The organism is Variovorax sp. Root434, from assembly GCF_001426595.1.
In the GTDB taxonomy this organism is placed as follows: domain Bacteria; phylum Pseudomonadota; class Gammaproteobacteria; order Burkholderiales; family Burkholderiaceae_C; genus Variovorax.
Genome location: NZ_LMEK01000012.1, coordinates 26,090 through 39,236 on the forward strand (window position 1 = coordinate 26,090; position 13,147 = coordinate 39,236).

12 protein-coding genes are annotated in these 13,147 nt (G+C 66.5%); 10 read left to right on the plus strand and 2 right to left on the minus strand.

The features are described from left to right. Positions 1 to 14 precede the first annotated feature (14 nt). The 9 genes from ASD05_RS10705 to ASD05_RS30365 all read left to right on the plus strand — a co-directional run bounded on the left by ASD05_RS10705 (position 15) and on the right by ASD05_RS30365 (position 10,946). The gene (locus ASD05_RS10705; RefSeq protein ID WP_235507981.1) at positions 15 to 1,154 is read left to right on the plus strand and encodes an MFS transporter; all 1,140 of its coding nucleotides are present in this window, start codon (positions 15 to 17) and stop codon (positions 1,152 to 1,154) included. Continuing rightward, a complete protein-coding gene (locus ASD05_RS10710) occupies positions 1,151 to 1,915 on the plus strand; it encodes an alpha/beta fold hydrolase (protein WP_056591598.1) in 765 nt (254 codons plus the stop codon). Before ASD05_RS10705 ends, ASD05_RS10710 begins: the two co-directional genes overlap by 4 nt. A gap of 133 nt (positions 1,916 to 2,048) precedes the next feature. Beyond that, positions 2,049 to 3,941: a bifunctional sugar phosphate isomerase/epimerase/4-hydroxyphenylpyruvate dioxygenase family protein gene (locus ASD05_RS10715; RefSeq protein ID WP_056591601.1), complete on the plus strand. Its 1,893-nt coding sequence runs from the start codon at positions 2,049 to 2,051 to the stop codon at positions 3,939 to 3,941. Between the two features lie 28 nt (positions 3,942 to 3,969). Next, positions 3,970 to 5,379 (plus strand): MFS transporter, encoded by a 1,410-nt coding sequence (locus tag ASD05_RS10720; protein ID WP_056591605.1) that lies wholly within the window; start codon positions 3,970 to 3,972, stop codon positions 5,377 to 5,379. Positions 5,380 to 5,425: 46 nt separating this feature from the next. Beyond that, positions 5,426 to 6,109 carry a DsbA family oxidoreductase gene (locus tag ASD05_RS10725; RefSeq protein WP_056594233.1) on the plus strand — a complete coding sequence of 228 codons (684 nt, stop codon included), beginning with the start codon at positions 5,426 to 5,428 and terminating at the stop codon, positions 6,107 to 6,109. A gap of 118 nt (positions 6,110 to 6,227) precedes the next feature. Further along, entirely contained in the window at positions 6,228 to 7,790 is a 1,563-nt protein-coding gene (locus ASD05_RS10730; protein ID WP_056591608.1) for a DUF1800 domain-containing protein, read from the plus strand. Between the two features lie 147 nt (positions 7,791 to 7,937). After that, a complete protein-coding gene (locus ASD05_RS10735) occupies positions 7,938 to 9,149 on the plus strand; it encodes a DUF1501 domain-containing protein (RefSeq protein ID WP_056591611.1) in 1,212 nt (403 codons plus the stop codon). A 73-nt stretch (positions 9,150 to 9,222) separates the two neighbouring features. Beyond that, positions 9,223 to 10,347: a 3-deoxy-7-phosphoheptulonate synthase gene (locus ASD05_RS10740; protein ID WP_056591613.1), complete on the plus strand. Its 1,125-nt coding sequence runs from the start codon at positions 9,223 to 9,225 to the stop codon at positions 10,345 to 10,347. 425 nt (positions 10,348 to 10,772) lie between these two features. Continuing rightward, the gene (locus tag ASD05_RS30365; protein WP_162248887.1) at positions 10,773 to 10,946 is read left to right on the plus strand and encodes a hypothetical protein; all 174 of its coding nucleotides are present in this window, start codon (positions 10,773 to 10,775) and stop codon (positions 10,944 to 10,946) included. A gap of 670 nt (positions 10,947 to 11,616) precedes the next feature. Here the strand turns inward: ASD05_RS30365 and ASD05_RS10750 are convergent. Next, complete coding sequence (locus tag ASD05_RS10750) at positions 11,617 to 11,859, minus strand: hypothetical protein (RefSeq protein ID WP_056591620.1); 243 nt, start codon at positions 11,857 to 11,859, stop codon at positions 11,617 to 11,619. Between the two features lie 110 nt (positions 11,860 to 11,969). Next, positions 11,970 to 12,302 (minus strand): hypothetical protein, encoded by a 333-nt coding sequence (locus ASD05_RS10755; protein ID WP_056591623.1) that lies wholly within the window; start codon positions 12,300 to 12,302, stop codon positions 11,970 to 11,972. Between the two features lie 62 nt (positions 12,303 to 12,364). Here ASD05_RS10755 and ASD05_RS10760 point away from each other — a divergent pair, with 62 nt between their 5' ends. Beyond that, on the plus strand, positions 12,365 to 12,778 hold the full coding sequence (locus ASD05_RS10760; RefSeq protein WP_056591626.1) for an SMI1/KNR4 family protein: 414 nt from the start codon (positions 12,365 to 12,367) through the stop codon (positions 12,776 to 12,778). The last annotated feature ends 369 nt before the right edge of the window (positions 12,779 to 13,147 follow it).

The window sequence follows — 13,147 nt, forward strand, 5'->3', positions numbered from 1 at the left end:
TGGCGGCGCAGCCGATGGCCACTGACAGCTACCTGCCGGCGCTGCCGGCCATTGCGAAGGAACTCGGCTCCGCCAGCACCAGCCTCACGCTGTTCGTGCTGGCCTTCGGCTTCGCGCAGCTGCTGTGCGGCCCGCTGGCCGACCGCTTCGGGCGCCGACCGGTGCTGCTGGCGGGGCTCGGCTGCTACGTGCTCGCGGCATTGGGTGGCGCGCTCGCAGGCAGCGTGACGCTGCTGGCAGGCTGGCGCGCGCTGCAGGGCTTCTCGATGGCGGCGATCCTCGTGTGCTCGCGCGCGGCGGTGCGCGACCTGTACCCCGCGCACGAAGGTCCGCATGTGATGGCGCGCGGCCTGACCGGGCTGGGCGTGGTCGGCCTGACGGCGCCGCTGCTCGGCGCGTGGCTGGTGCAGGGTGCGGGCTGGCGCTGGGTGATGGTCGCGATGGCGGTGTATGCCTCGGTGCTGTTCGCGCTGTGCTGGCGCTCGTTCGGCGAAACGCGCAAGCCGACGGGCGAGGGCGAGTCGTCCGCGCCGCGCGGCAGCACGCGTGCCGTGTTCGCGAGCCGGTCCTTCCGCGCCTGGGCCTCGCTGGCCGCGGCGACGTGGGGCGGGCTGTTCTGCTTCCTGCTGCTGTCGCCGATGGTCTATATCGGCTACCTGGGCTGGTCGCCCGCGTGGTACGGATGGATCCCGGCCGGCGGCTCGCTGGTCTACATCTTCAGCACCACCATGTGCCGCACGCTGCTCCGGCGCTACGGACCGGTGCGCACCGTGCGGCTGGGCGCTTCGCTGAGCCTGGCGGGGGCGCTCGTCCAGGCGCTCGGCTGCTGGCTGATGCCGCTGAGCGCCGTGCCGCTGCTGCTCGGCCATGCCGTGTATTGCCTCGGCCATGGCATCCACCAGCCCTGCGGACAGGCGGGCGCGGTGGGCGATTTGCCGCATCTGGCGGGCCGGGCCGTGTCGTGGTCCGGCTTCGGCATGATGATGGTCGCGTTCTGCGTGGGCCAGGCGGCCTCGCAATTCGTCGACGCCGATTTTTCCCATGGCGCCTGGCCGATGGTCGTGCCCATGCTGCTGGCCGGCAGCGTGCTGGTGGCCATCGCGTTCTTCTGGCTGCCGCGTCTTCAACACCCGAAAAAGGAAACCACACCATGACCCGTCTGAATGTCGTCCGCGAAGGCGATGGTCCCATCGTCGTGCTCAGCCATGCGCTCGGCTGCGACCTGAGCATGTGGAACGGCGTGGCCGCCCAGCTCGCGCGCGCCCACACGGTGCTGCGCTACGACCACCGCAACCACGGCGCGTCGGAAGTGGTGCGCGGCGCGCTGCGCGTCGAGACGCTGGCGCAGGACGTGGCCGAGCTCATCGAGCGCGAGGCGGGCGGCGAGCCGGTGCACTTCGTCGGCCTCTCGATGGGCGGCATGACGGCGCAGGCGCTGGCGGTGCGGCACCCCGAACTGCTGAAGACGGTGGTGATCGCCAATTCGGCCGCGCACTACCCCGATCAGTCCCCCTGGCGCGCGCGCGTCGAGACGGTGGCCGCCAAGGGCGTGGCCGCCATCGCCCCGGGCGCCGTGGCGCGCTGGCTCACGCCGGCCTACGTGGGCACGCCGGAGGGCGCGGCCGCTGCGAAGACGCTGCACGACGTGCTGGTGCACACCGACGCACAGGGCTACATCGAGAGCTGCAACGCCGTCGCGGCCATCGATTTTCGCGAGAGCAACCACCGCATGGCGGTGCCCACGCTGGTGATCGGCGGGCTGCAGGACGAGGCCACGCCGATGGCGATGTCGCAGGCCATGGCTGGGGCCATTCCGGGCGCGCGCCTCGTCACCATCGACGCCGCGCACCTGAGCGCGGTCGAACGCCCGGTGGAGTTCACGCAGCTGCTGATCGATTTCTGGCGCAGCCTTTGAAGGCTGCCGGCGAGGCCGGGAGCCTAGGTGTATCCCGTATTTCGTGCGAATGATGAACGCATGTGATCGATCATCGATCAACCGACCTCGGAATTGATTGTGGCGAGGGCTGGGGATTCCTAAAGTCCACCCCATGCACCGCTCCATCGCCACCGTCTCGCTCAGCGGCACGCTCCGCCAGAAGCTCGAAGCCGTCGCCGCCGCCGGCTTCGACGGCATCGAGCTGTTCGAGGCCGACTTCATCAACTTCAAGGGCACGGCGGCAGAACTGGGCCGCATTGCAGGCGATCTTGGCTTGAGCATCGACCTGTACCAGCCGTTCCGCGATTTCGAGGGCATGCCCGAGCCGCAGTTCCGCCGCAGCCTGGAGCGCGCCGAGCGCAAGTTCGACCTGATGGAAGCCATGGGCGCACCGACGGTGCTGTGCTGCTCGAACACCTCGCCGCTGTCGGTGAACGACCCGGCGCTTGCCGCCGCGCAGCTGCATGAACTGGCCGAGCGCGCCGCGCGCCGCAACCTGCGCGTGGGCTTCGAGGCACTGGCCTGGGGCCGCCACACCTCGCTGTACGGCCAGGCCTGGGACATCGTGCAGCGCGCCGATCATCCGCACCTGGGCCTGATCCTCGACAGCTTCCACACGCTCTCGCTGAAGGACGACCCGACCGGCATCGCCAGGATTCCGGGCGACAAGATCTTCTTCCTGCAGATGGCCGACGCGCCGCTGCTGTCGATGGACGTGCTGCAGTGGGCGCGGCACCACCGCTCGTTCCCGGGGCAGGGCGACTTCGACGTGATCGGCTTCTTCGAGCAGGTGCTGCGCGCGGGCTACACCGGTCCGCTGTCGCTCGAGATCTTCAACGACATCTTCCGCGAGACACCGAACCGCCGCACCGCGGTGGACGCCATGCGCTCGCTGCTGTACCTCGAAAGCGAAGCGCGCGGGCGGCTGGTTGCCGAAGCCCCGATGCAGCCACTGCAGGTGGAGCTGTTCAACCCGCCGCCGGTGTCCGCGCTGTCGGGCCTGTCGTTCATCGAGTTCGCGGCCGACGAGGCTTCGGCCGCAACGCTGGACACGCTGGTGAAGCAGCTCGGCTTCCGCCGCATCGGCAAGCATCGCTCCAAGGCCGTGACGCTGTACCGCCAGGGCGAGATCAACCTGATCGTCAACGCACAGCCCGATTCGTTCGCGCGCAGCCGCTTCGAGGCGCACGGCACCTCCGTGTGCGCGCTGGGCGTGCGTTGCGGCGACCCGCTCGCGGCCGTGGACCGTGCCACCGCCATGCGTTCGCAGCGGCACGACAGTCCGGTCGGCCCTCACGAGCTGCACGTGCCCGCCATCGTCGCGCCGGGCGGCAACCTCATTCACTTCGTGCCCGAGGCGCTGGGCGCCAACGGCCTGTACGAGGCCGACTTCGTCCTGCAGGACGAGGGCGCCCAAGCCGGGGACGACAACGACGCCGGCCTGCAGCGCATCGACCACGTGGCCCTGGGCCTGGCGGTCGATCAGCTCGACACCTGGGTGCTGTTCACGCGCGCCGTGCTCGGCCTGGAACCCGGCGAGAGCCTGGAGCTGGCCGATCCCTTCGGCCTGATCCGCAGCCGCGGCGTCGCCAACGCAGACCGCAGTGTGCGCCTGGTGCTCAACGTGTCGCTGAGCCAGCGCACCCGCACCGCGCGCACGCTGAGCGTGACCGGCGGCGGCGCGGTGCACCACATCGCGCTGGGCTGCGCGGACATCTTCGACTCGGCCGCGAAACTGCGCGCCAACGGCACGCGCTTCGTGCCCATCTCCGACAACTACTACGACGACCTGGCCACGCGCATCGACATCGCGCCCGAACTGCTGGCGCGCATGCGCGAAGCGGGCGTGCTGTTCGACCGTTCGCCGGCCGGCGACTACCTGCACATCTACACCGAGAACATCGAAGGCGGACTGTTCTTCGAACTGGCACAGCGCACCGCGGGCTACGACGCCTACGGCGCGCTCAACGCACCCGCGCGCATGGCATCGCAGGCGCAGGAATAGATTTTTTTCGTCAACCCGGAGACAAACCATGGCAACCACCACGGCCCACGAGCCGAAAGGCAAGCACCAGTCGAAGAAGGCCACCGCGAGCGGCTGGATCGGCTCGGCGCTGGAGTACTACGACTTCTTCATCTACGCCACCGCGGCGGCGCTGATCTTTCCGCAGATCTTCTTTCCGAAGGGCGATCCGCAGATCGCGATCATCGCGTCGCTCGCGACGTACGGCGTGGGCTACGTCGCACGACCGATCGGCGCAGTGCTGCTGGGCCACTGGGGCGACACGCACGGCCGCAAGAACGTGCTGATCCTGTGCATGTTCCTGATGGGCCTTTCCACCGTTGCCGTCGGCCTGCTGCCGACATATGACCAGGTCGGCCTGTGGGCGCCCGCGCTGCTGGTGCTGCTGCGCCTGATCCAGGGCTTCGCGGTGGCCGGCGAGATTTCCGGCGCGAGTTCGATGATCCTGGAGCACGCGCCATTCGGGCGCCGCGGCTTCTTCGCGAGCTTCACGCTGCAGGGCGTGCAGGCCGGCCAGATCATGGCGGCCGCCGTGTTCCTGCCGCTCGCGCACTACATGGACAAGGAGTCCTTCAACTCCTGGGGCTGGCGCATTCCGTTCCTGCTGAGCTTCATCGTCATCGTGGCCGGCTACATCATCCGCAAGGAAGTGGACGAGACACCCGCCTTCGCCGAAGTCGACAAGAGCGCGGCTGTGCCGAAGGCGCCGGTGATCCAGGCCGTGACCGAAAGCTGGCCCGACATGGTGCGCGTGCTGCTGTGCTCGCTGATGAACGTGATCCCGGTGGTCGCGACCATCTTCGGCGCCGCCTACGCGGTGCAGCCCGGCTACGGCATCAACTTCGAGAAAGACATCTACCTCTGGATTCCGGTGATGGGCAACATCCTGGCCGTGATCGTGATCCCGTACGTCGGCACCCTGTCGGACAAGTTCGGCCGCCGCCTGCCGATCGTTGTCGGAGCCCTCGGTTCGGGCCTGCTGTCGTTCGGCTACCTGTACGCCATCAGCATCCACAACGTGCCGCTGGCTATCGTGATGTCGCTCCTGATGTGGGGCGTGGTCTACCAGGGCTACAACGCCGTGTTCCCGAGCTTCTATCCGGAGATGTTCCCCACGCGCACCCGCGTCTCGGGCATGGCGATCTCGCAGAACATCGGCACCGCGATCACCGCGCTGCTGCCGGCGCTGTTCGTGGCGGTCGCGCCCCCCGGCGCCACCAACATCCCGCTGACCGTCGGCGCCATCACGCTGGCGATCTGCGCCATCGCCGCGATCTCGGCCTGGAGTGCCCGCGAAACCTACCGCGTGCACATGAACGACCTGGGCAAGCCCGACGCGGTGCCGGTCGACAAGGTCGAGTACGACCTCCTGCGCGAGAAAACGCTGGCGGAAGCGCGCATGGCCAAGGCCGCGGCCTGAAGACCTTTCGCATGCCAAGGGTTGTGGCGCCGTGAAGAATGGCGCCATGACTACCTCTTCTTCCCACCTCAAGATCGACTTCGTCTCCGATGTGTCCTGTCCCTGGTGCGCCGTCGGCCTGAGTTCGCTCGAGGCGGCGCTCAGGAACGTGGCGCCAGAGGTCACCGCGGAGCTGCACTTCCAGCCCTTCGAGCTGAACCCGCAGATGCCGCCCGAAGGCCAGGACACCTTCGAGCACCTCAATCAGAAGTACGGCTCCACGCGCGAGCAACAAGCCCAGTCGCGCGAGATGATCCGCCAGCGCGGCGCTGCCGTCGGGTTCGAGTTCAGCCCCGAAGGCCGGCCGCGCGTCTACAACACCTTCAACGCACACCGGCTGCTGCACTGGGCCGAGCTCGAGAGCCCGGCCCGGCAGGCGGCACTCAAGAAGCTGCTGCTGAAGGCCTACTTCACCGACAGCCAGAACCCGTCCGACCCCGAAGTGCTGGTGCGCGCGGCGACCGAAGCGGGGCTCGACCCGGTGCGTGCGCGCCAGATCCTGGACAGCGACGAATTCGCGCAGGAAACGCGCGAACGCGAGCGCATGTACACCGACGCCGGCATCCACTCGGTGCCCGCGATCATCATCAACGACCAGCACCTGATTTCCGGCGGCCAGCCCGTCGAGGTGTTCGAGCGCGCGTTGCGGCAGATTGCCGGCGCCGCGCCGCCGAGCGTGTCGGTAGCCTGACTTAGCTGACGCTTAGGCGCCTCCTGGCGCAGCGCTGCACAGGTAAAGAGTGTCAACGCGCAGCGCGGAGCGGTGGTTGAGAGGAGCATTCTCTTCACGCTCACGCCCAGGAGTTCCGATGAATAAGAAAAGCCTACTCGGCGCCTGTGTGGTGGCGCTGCTCGCGGCCTGCGCGAGCGCGCCGGGAGACCATCGGCCACTGGTATCGGTATCGCTGCCCTCTGCCCCGGTGAACGAAGCCACGCGCCTGCGCTGGCTCGACCGCGTGAGCTGGGGCGCCAACGCGAGCAGCGATGCGCAACTGGCGAAGCGCGGCCTCTCGCTGTGGATGCGCGACCAGCTCAACCCGCGGCCCGCACCGCTGCCGCCGGCGGCGCAGGCGCAGATCGATGCGATGGCCATCTCGCGCACGCCGCTCGACCAGCTCGTCTCCGAACTCGACGCGCAGCGCAAGGCCGCCGACGCGCTGCCCGACGAAGAACAGAAGAAGGCCGCGCGGCAGGCCTACCAGCAGCAACTCAACCAGCTCGCTCGCGAGGCGCAGCAGCGCTTCGTGCTGCGCGCGCTGTACTCGCCCAACCAGCTGCAGGAGCAGATGACGTGGTTCTGGATGAATCACTTCAACGTCAACCTGCGCAAGGACAACATCCGCGCGATGGTGGGCGACTACGAAGAGAACGCCATCCGCCCGCACGCGCTCGGCAAGTTCCGCGACCTGCTCGGTGCCACGCTGCACCACCCCGCGATGCTGCGCTACCTCGACAACGCGCAGAACGGCGCCAACCGCATCAACGAGAACTACGCGCGCGAGCTGATGGAGCTGCACACGCTGGGCGTGGGGGGCGGCTATTCGCAGGCCGACGTGCAGGAGCTGGCGCGCGTGCTCACCGGCGTGGGCGTGAGCTACCAGCCGCTCGATGCGCCACCGCCCAATGTGCGGCCGGCCGTGCGTGCCGACTACGTGCGCAAGGGCCTGTTCGAGTTCAACCCGAACCGGCACGACTACGGGCCGAAGACGCTGCTGGGCCAACCCATCCAGAGCCATGGATTGGCCGAGGCCGACGAGGCGCTCGACCGCCTCGCGCGCGCGCCGGCCACCGCGCGCTTCATCTCGCGCAAGCTCGCCGTGTACTTCGTGTCGGACGATCCACCGCCCGCGCTGGTCGACCGCATGGCCGCGGCCTTCACGCGCAGTGACGGCGACATCGCCATCACACTGAAGTCGCTGTTCGAATCGCCCGAGTTCGCTGCATCGCTGGGCCGCAAGTTCCGCGACCCGGTGCACTACGTGATGGCCGGCGTGCGGCTTGCATACGACGACCGCGTGGCGTTGAACGCGAACCCCGTGCTCAACTGGATCAACCGCATGGGCGAGCAGCTGTACGGCCACGAGACGCCCGATGGCTATCCGCTCAATGAAGCCGCATGGGCCAGCGCGGGGCAGATGAACACGCGCTTCGAAATCGCGCGTGCCATCGGTGCGAACGGTGCGGTGCTGTTCCGCGTGGACGACAAGGCGCCGCTGGAGAAGCCCGCCTTTCCGCCACTGGCCGAATCGCCAGCGGTTCGCGCGATGCAGGTCGGCCTGAGTGCGGATACGCGCGAGGCGCTGGCGCAGGCGAAGAATCCGCAGGAATGGAATACCTTCCTGCTGGCGTCGCCCGAGCTGATGCGCCGCTGATGTTTTTCTCCCTCCCCCGCTGGGGGAGGGCAGGGGTGGGGGCAAGCGGCGTTGGTTCCGCCTCGGGGCCTGATCGAGCGCCGCTTGCCCCCATCCCAACCTTCCCCCAGAGGGGGAAGGAGCAAGGCAAAAGAAAGGACACCCGTCATGCAACGTCGAGAACTCTTGAAGCTCATGGCCGCCGCCCCGTTCGCAGGCGCCGCCGGCCAGTTGATGGCCGCGCCCGCCGCCGAAGGCACCAAGCTCCTGGTCGTGTTCCTGCGCGGCGCGTACGACTGCAGCAACCTGCTCGTGCCGACCAGCAGCGACTTCTACTACGCCTCGCGCCCCAACATCGCCATCGCGCGCCCCGGCACACCCGACGGCGCGCTGCCGATCGATGGCAACTGGGGCCTGCACCCGGCGCTCGCGCAAACCGTGATGCCGCTGTTCCAGCAGAAGCAGGCGTCCTTCATCGCCTTCGCGGGCACCGACGACCTCACGCGCAGCCACTTCGAGACGCAGGACTCCATCGAACTCGGCCAGGCGCTCGACAAGCGTCGCGACTACCGCTCGGGCTTTCTCAACCGGCTGGCCGGCGTGCTCGGCGCGGGGCCCGTCACCGACGTGTCGCCCATCGCCTTCACCGACCAGCTACCGATCTCGCTGCGCGGCAACGCCAAGGCCGCCAACATGGCGCTCGCGGGCAATGCGCGCTCGGCCCTCGACGCGCGGCAGAGCCAGGTCATCGCGGCCATGTACCGCAACACCGCACTCGCGCAGCCCGTGGCCGAAGGTTTCCAGGTGCGCGACGAAGTCATGCGCGCCGTGCAGGCGGAGATGGACGCGGCCAGCCGCAACGCCATGAGCGCCAAGGGCTTCGAACTGGTCGCGCGCCGCATGGCGCTGCTGATGCGCGACCGCTTCGACCTGGGCTTCGTCGACATCGGCGGCTGGGACACGCACGTGGGGCAGGGCGGTGCCACCGGCTACCTTGCCAACCGTTTTGAAGAACTGGGCCGCGGCGTGGCCGGCTTCGCGCAGGAGATGGGCGAGGACGCATGGCGCCAGACCGTGGTGGTCGTCATCAGCGAGTTCGGCCGCACCTTCCGCGAGAACGGCAATCGCGGCACCGACCATGGGCACGGCACCGTGTACTGGGTGCTCGGCGGCGGGCTGTCGGCGCAGGCGGGTGGGCGCGTCGTGGGCGAGCAGCAGGCGCTGACGCAGGCGACGCTGTTCGAGAACCGGGACTATCCGGTGCTCAATGAATACCGGGCGGTGTTCGGCGGATTGTTCCGGCGGATGTATGGCTTGTCGTCGGCGCAGCTTGCGAAGGTGTTCGACGGGGTGGCGCCGAAGGATCTGCAGCTGGTCTGACGGGCGGATCGGCCATGGGGCCTTCGAGTGGACAATCGAGCAAGCTCCATTCGAAACCACAGCCAAGACCATCATGCCCCGCCTCGACGACCCCCTCCACGACGCCGAAGTCGGCTCCCGAGACAGCACGCTCGACACCACGCGCATCGACGACGTGCGCATTGGTGCCGTTCGCCCGCTCATCACCCCCGCGCTGCTGCAAGAGCGTGTGCCCGTGCGCGACAACACGCTGGCGCTGGTCGAGCGCAGCCGTGCGGAGATCGCCGACGTGCTGCACGGCCGCGACGACCGGCTGGTGGTCGTGGTCGGCCCGTGTTCCATCCATGACCACGACCAGGCCATCGAATACGCACAGCGCCTGAAGACCGTTGCCGATTCGCTGCAGGACGACCTGCTCATCGTGATGCGCGCCTACTTCGAGAAGCCGCGCACCACCGTGGGCTGGAAGGGCTACATCAACGACCCGCACCTGGACGGCAGCTTCGCGATCAACGAAGGGCTGGAGCGCGCGCGGCGCCTGCTGCTCGAACTGACCACCCTGGGCCTGCCGACCGGCACCGAGTTCCTCGACCTGCTGAGCCCGCAGTTCATTGCCGACCTGATCGCCTGGGGTGCCATCGGTGCCCGCACCACCGAGAGCCAGAGCCACCGGCAGCTGGCGTCGGGCCTGAGCTGCCCGGTCGGCTTCAAGAACGGCACCGACGGCAGCGTCAAGGTCGCGGCCGACGCCATCCTCGCGGCCCGCGCGCCGCATGCCTTCATGGGCATGACCAAGATGGGCATGGCGGCGATCTTCGAGACCCGCGGCAACGACGACTGCCACGTGATCCTGCGCGGCGGCAAGGCCCCCAACTATTCGGCGGCCGATGTCGCGGCCAGCTGCGAGGCGCTGCTGGCGAACGGCCTGCGGCCGCAGGTGATGATCGATGTCTCGCATGGCAACAGCAGCAAGCAGCACCAGCGGCAGATCGTGGTCGCTGAAGACGTGGCGGCGCAGATCGCAGCGGGCGAGCGGCGCATCACGGGCATCATGATCGAGAGCCATCTGGAGGAAGGACGGCAAGACCTGAAGCCTGGGGTTGCGCTGAAGCGCGGTGTCTCGATCACCGATGCCTGCATTGGGTTTGCGCAGACGGTGCCGGTGCTCGAGGGGTTGGCTTCGGCTGTGAAGGCGCGGCGGCGGGTGTTGAAGGGGTGAGGCTGGAGGGGCTTGCTTGCTTGCTTGCTTGCTTGCTCGCGAGTGCTACTCACGCGACCGAGGCGCGTCGGGCAGCTTCCGGCCAAGACCGGACGGTCGACCCTGCCTCACGAAGCGCGAGCGCGCTGACCAGGTCTCGGGCAACAATCTCCCCAGTCGTCGCCGGTTTGGAACGGGGCACGAAGTTCATATCACTTTCTAAAATGCTGTCCAACCAGACGCTCCGTTTTCTCGACGCACTCTGCCAGACCTCGCATGAGGCGCACCCCGAAGGGGGAACGCTGTGGACGTACGTCGAGGGCGCCAACCAGGCTCACTCCAAGTTTCGTGACCCTAGGCGAACTACTGCCGCTGGGCCGCTTAATTTTGAGGAGCTTGGAACGTGGCTTCAATGGGCACAGGGCGACAAAGGTACAACTACTGACGTGTCCATCGACATGGCGAAGAGATTGCTCGCACTTCTTCGCGAGGACCTTTCGCCGGATGAAGTACTTTGGTCTTTTGAGGACGCGGGGTCGGACATGCACGCCAACATCTACATGGCACGTGCGTCTGACAATCGATACTTCGCATTAGAGCTCTGGTGGTCGGAGGATTGATGTGCGGCTCAGGACATCAGGCAACAATCGGCCAGGAACGGTCTGCCGGGAGAGGCGGCTGCGCGAAGCCATGGGGATCAAAGGCATGACTGAGGTAGCTGAGTTCTCGGTGTGGGCCAAGATTCGCCAAGACGACAAGCGAGAATTTCGGAAGTGGATGGCCGCCCAGACCGGGTGGAGAGAAATCGACGTTCACCGACTGCTAGGTGCAGCGGTGGATGCGGGCCGGCCAATCGAACTCTTCCACCTCCTGGGATGGGAGGACGTGCACGTCGAGCTTGGAAGGCTACCGGCATTCGTCGAAGCCGGAACCGAGCAAGTGACGGTGACTTCATTCGCTCCAATCGAGCAAGCGCCATACTGCGCCGTTCATTCGCTGTACACGTGGAACGGGGGATGTCCTGTTTGTGAGAACAACTATGTCCATAGAGGCCGCAGAAGCAAGCCAGGGCCTTTCCATGAGTGACCGCTTCGGAGCGATGCGTACATCCGCTTCGGTTAAGGCTTGTCCAACACCTGCCCGCAGGCCGTTGTCGGGCTTGACGCTGTCGTGTCGCACGGGCAGGTGTCGGACAACCCTTAACCGTAGCCGACATGCGCTCGGCTCGAAACCGGTCGTTTAGGAGCTGGCTCCGCTTGTCGCCCCCCAAAGCGAACCTAGCGGCTGGTTCTACCAGAAGAACGCTCTCGCCTCGGGGACGAAAAGGCCAAGCACGAACCAAAGTGTGTGGCCAAGCCAAATCAGCAGTGTGTAGAGGGCAATCTGCTCAGACGTCCACCATGCTGCTGGCAGCCAATCGACGATGAAAACCGCGCGCCATCCCTCGAATTTCGCAGCACCGTCACCCCAAACGACCCAGTACACGAACAGCGAATTCGCAGCGTAAAGAAGAAGCCACAGACCGACGTTCATAGCAACCCAGGTATGTCGCAAAGGATTGAAACCGTACCAGTTTATCCATCGCGCGTCGAAATCGAAGCAGCTCGCGTGAACGACTGCTCGTGGCCGAATTCTGCCTTCGCCTACGCGTGCCCCAAGTCATCGAGCCGACGAAGCTCCTGGGCCTCCTCCTCTGACGCTTGGAAGATGTTTCGCAAGGTCTGCGGCGTGATTGGCCTACCAGCCTCCCTGACAAGAGGTTGATGCCCGCCCTGCTCCAGGGCCGAAAGCAGCGCCCGCGCTTTTGCAAAGACGTCTTCTGTTCGGTTGCCAAAAAGCTCCTGGTCGAATACGGGATCCCCGTTGGAAAGACGGTCACGCACTTCGAGAATACCGAGATTCGTAATGCGGCGAACGGCTCTCACCAGCGAGGCGGACGCATCGCACGGCGCTGTCGAAATGGTCACACGGCTCATCTTCGTCGGTAGCTGACAGTGAATGACTGGTGTTGGCCGGATTGCGTCATGGTAGCTTCGGCATGATGAATCCCACGTCCCGCGAGCTCATTTCGAAGCTGTGGCTGGCTCGACTCGAGGAAATTCGATACGTGCCCGCCACGGACCGCGCCCTCGGCTCCTTCGAGACGGAGTTCGGACCGATTCCAGACGACTTTCGCTGGTTCCTCGCCGCGTGTGGCGGCGGAGTCGTTGGAAGCGAATGGGTCGATGGAATTCAGCAGCTTGCCAGCTCGCACCGAAAGCATCAGCGAGAGAGGACCCGCAACGGATGGAAAGCGAATTTCTTTCTCATCGGGTGGGATTGCGCTGGACAACCCTTTGGCATCGACCGAGCGACAGGCGAGGTTGTTATCGAGCCTGAGGGAAGCGATGGAGAGGTGCGGCGGCTTTCGCCTTCGATTGAAGCCTACTTGTTGGCGGGCCTGATCGATTGACCCTCTGCGTGCGGCCGCTTTTGGCCGATAGTACCTATTCGCGTGCGGCTGTCGAGCGACTGCAACCGTTGCAAAACCGCCTCTCACCCAGCCGTCACGAAACCTCATCCTCGGGCTCTCGACTTGACGGACTCTCCAAAGAACACGTACATTGCCCCTGCTTCGTGATGAGCGAAGCCGGGTTTGGAAGCCCGTCGACATCCTGCGACGAAAGCCGCAGTCACCGCACATGGTCTGCGGCTTTTTCGTTCGTGCCTCTTTTTGGCGGCTCGAGCGGGAGGGCTCGCGCCCTGCCGGTTTCCGCAAGGATGTCCCGGTCTTCCAACCCGTTCGAGCTGCCGCCTTCGTTTGGAAGCGAGGGCGTCGGTT

What these genes read in the sequence shown, in the direction of transcription:
- ASD05_RS10750 (WP_056591620.1), bottom strand. Translation starts at nt 11,859, where the DNA reads ATGAACGTCGGTCTGTGGCTTCTTCTTTACGCTGCGAATTCGCTGTTC.
- ASD05_RS10730 (WP_056591608.1), top strand. Translation starts at nt 6,228, where the DNA reads ATGAATAAGAAAAGCCTACTCGGCGCCTGTGTGGTGGCGCTGCTCGCG.
- ASD05_RS10725 (WP_056594233.1), top strand. Translation starts at nt 5,426, where the DNA reads ATGACTACCTCTTCTTCCCACCTCAAGATCGACTTCGTCTCCGATGTG.
- ASD05_RS10710 (WP_056591598.1), top strand. Translation starts at nt 1,151, where the DNA reads ATGACCCGTCTGAATGTCGTCCGCGAAGGCGATGGTCCCATCGTCGTG.
- ASD05_RS10705 (WP_235507981.1), top strand. Translation starts at nt 15, where the DNA reads ATGGCCACTGACAGCTACCTGCCGGCGCTGCCGGCCATTGCGAAGGAA.
- ASD05_RS10720 (WP_056591605.1), top strand. Translation starts at nt 3,970, where the DNA reads ATGGCAACCACCACGGCCCACGAGCCGAAAGGCAAGCACCAGTCGAAG.
- ASD05_RS10735 (WP_056591611.1), top strand. Translation starts at nt 7,938, where the DNA reads ATGCAACGTCGAGAACTCTTGAAGCTCATGGCCGCCGCCCCGTTCGCA.
- ASD05_RS10755 (WP_056591623.1), bottom strand. Translation starts at nt 12,302, where the DNA reads ATGAGCCGTGTGACCATTTCGACAGCGCCGTGCGATGCGTCCGCCTCG.
- ASD05_RS10715 (WP_056591601.1), top strand. Translation starts at nt 2,049, where the DNA reads ATGCACCGCTCCATCGCCACCGTCTCGCTCAGCGGCACGCTCCGCCAG.
- ASD05_RS10760 (WP_056591626.1), top strand. Translation starts at nt 12,365, where the DNA reads ATGATGAATCCCACGTCCCGCGAGCTCATTTCGAAGCTGTGGCTGGCT.
- ASD05_RS10740 (WP_056591613.1), top strand. Translation starts at nt 9,223, where the DNA reads ATGCCCCGCCTCGACGACCCCCTCCACGACGCCGAAGTCGGCTCCCGA.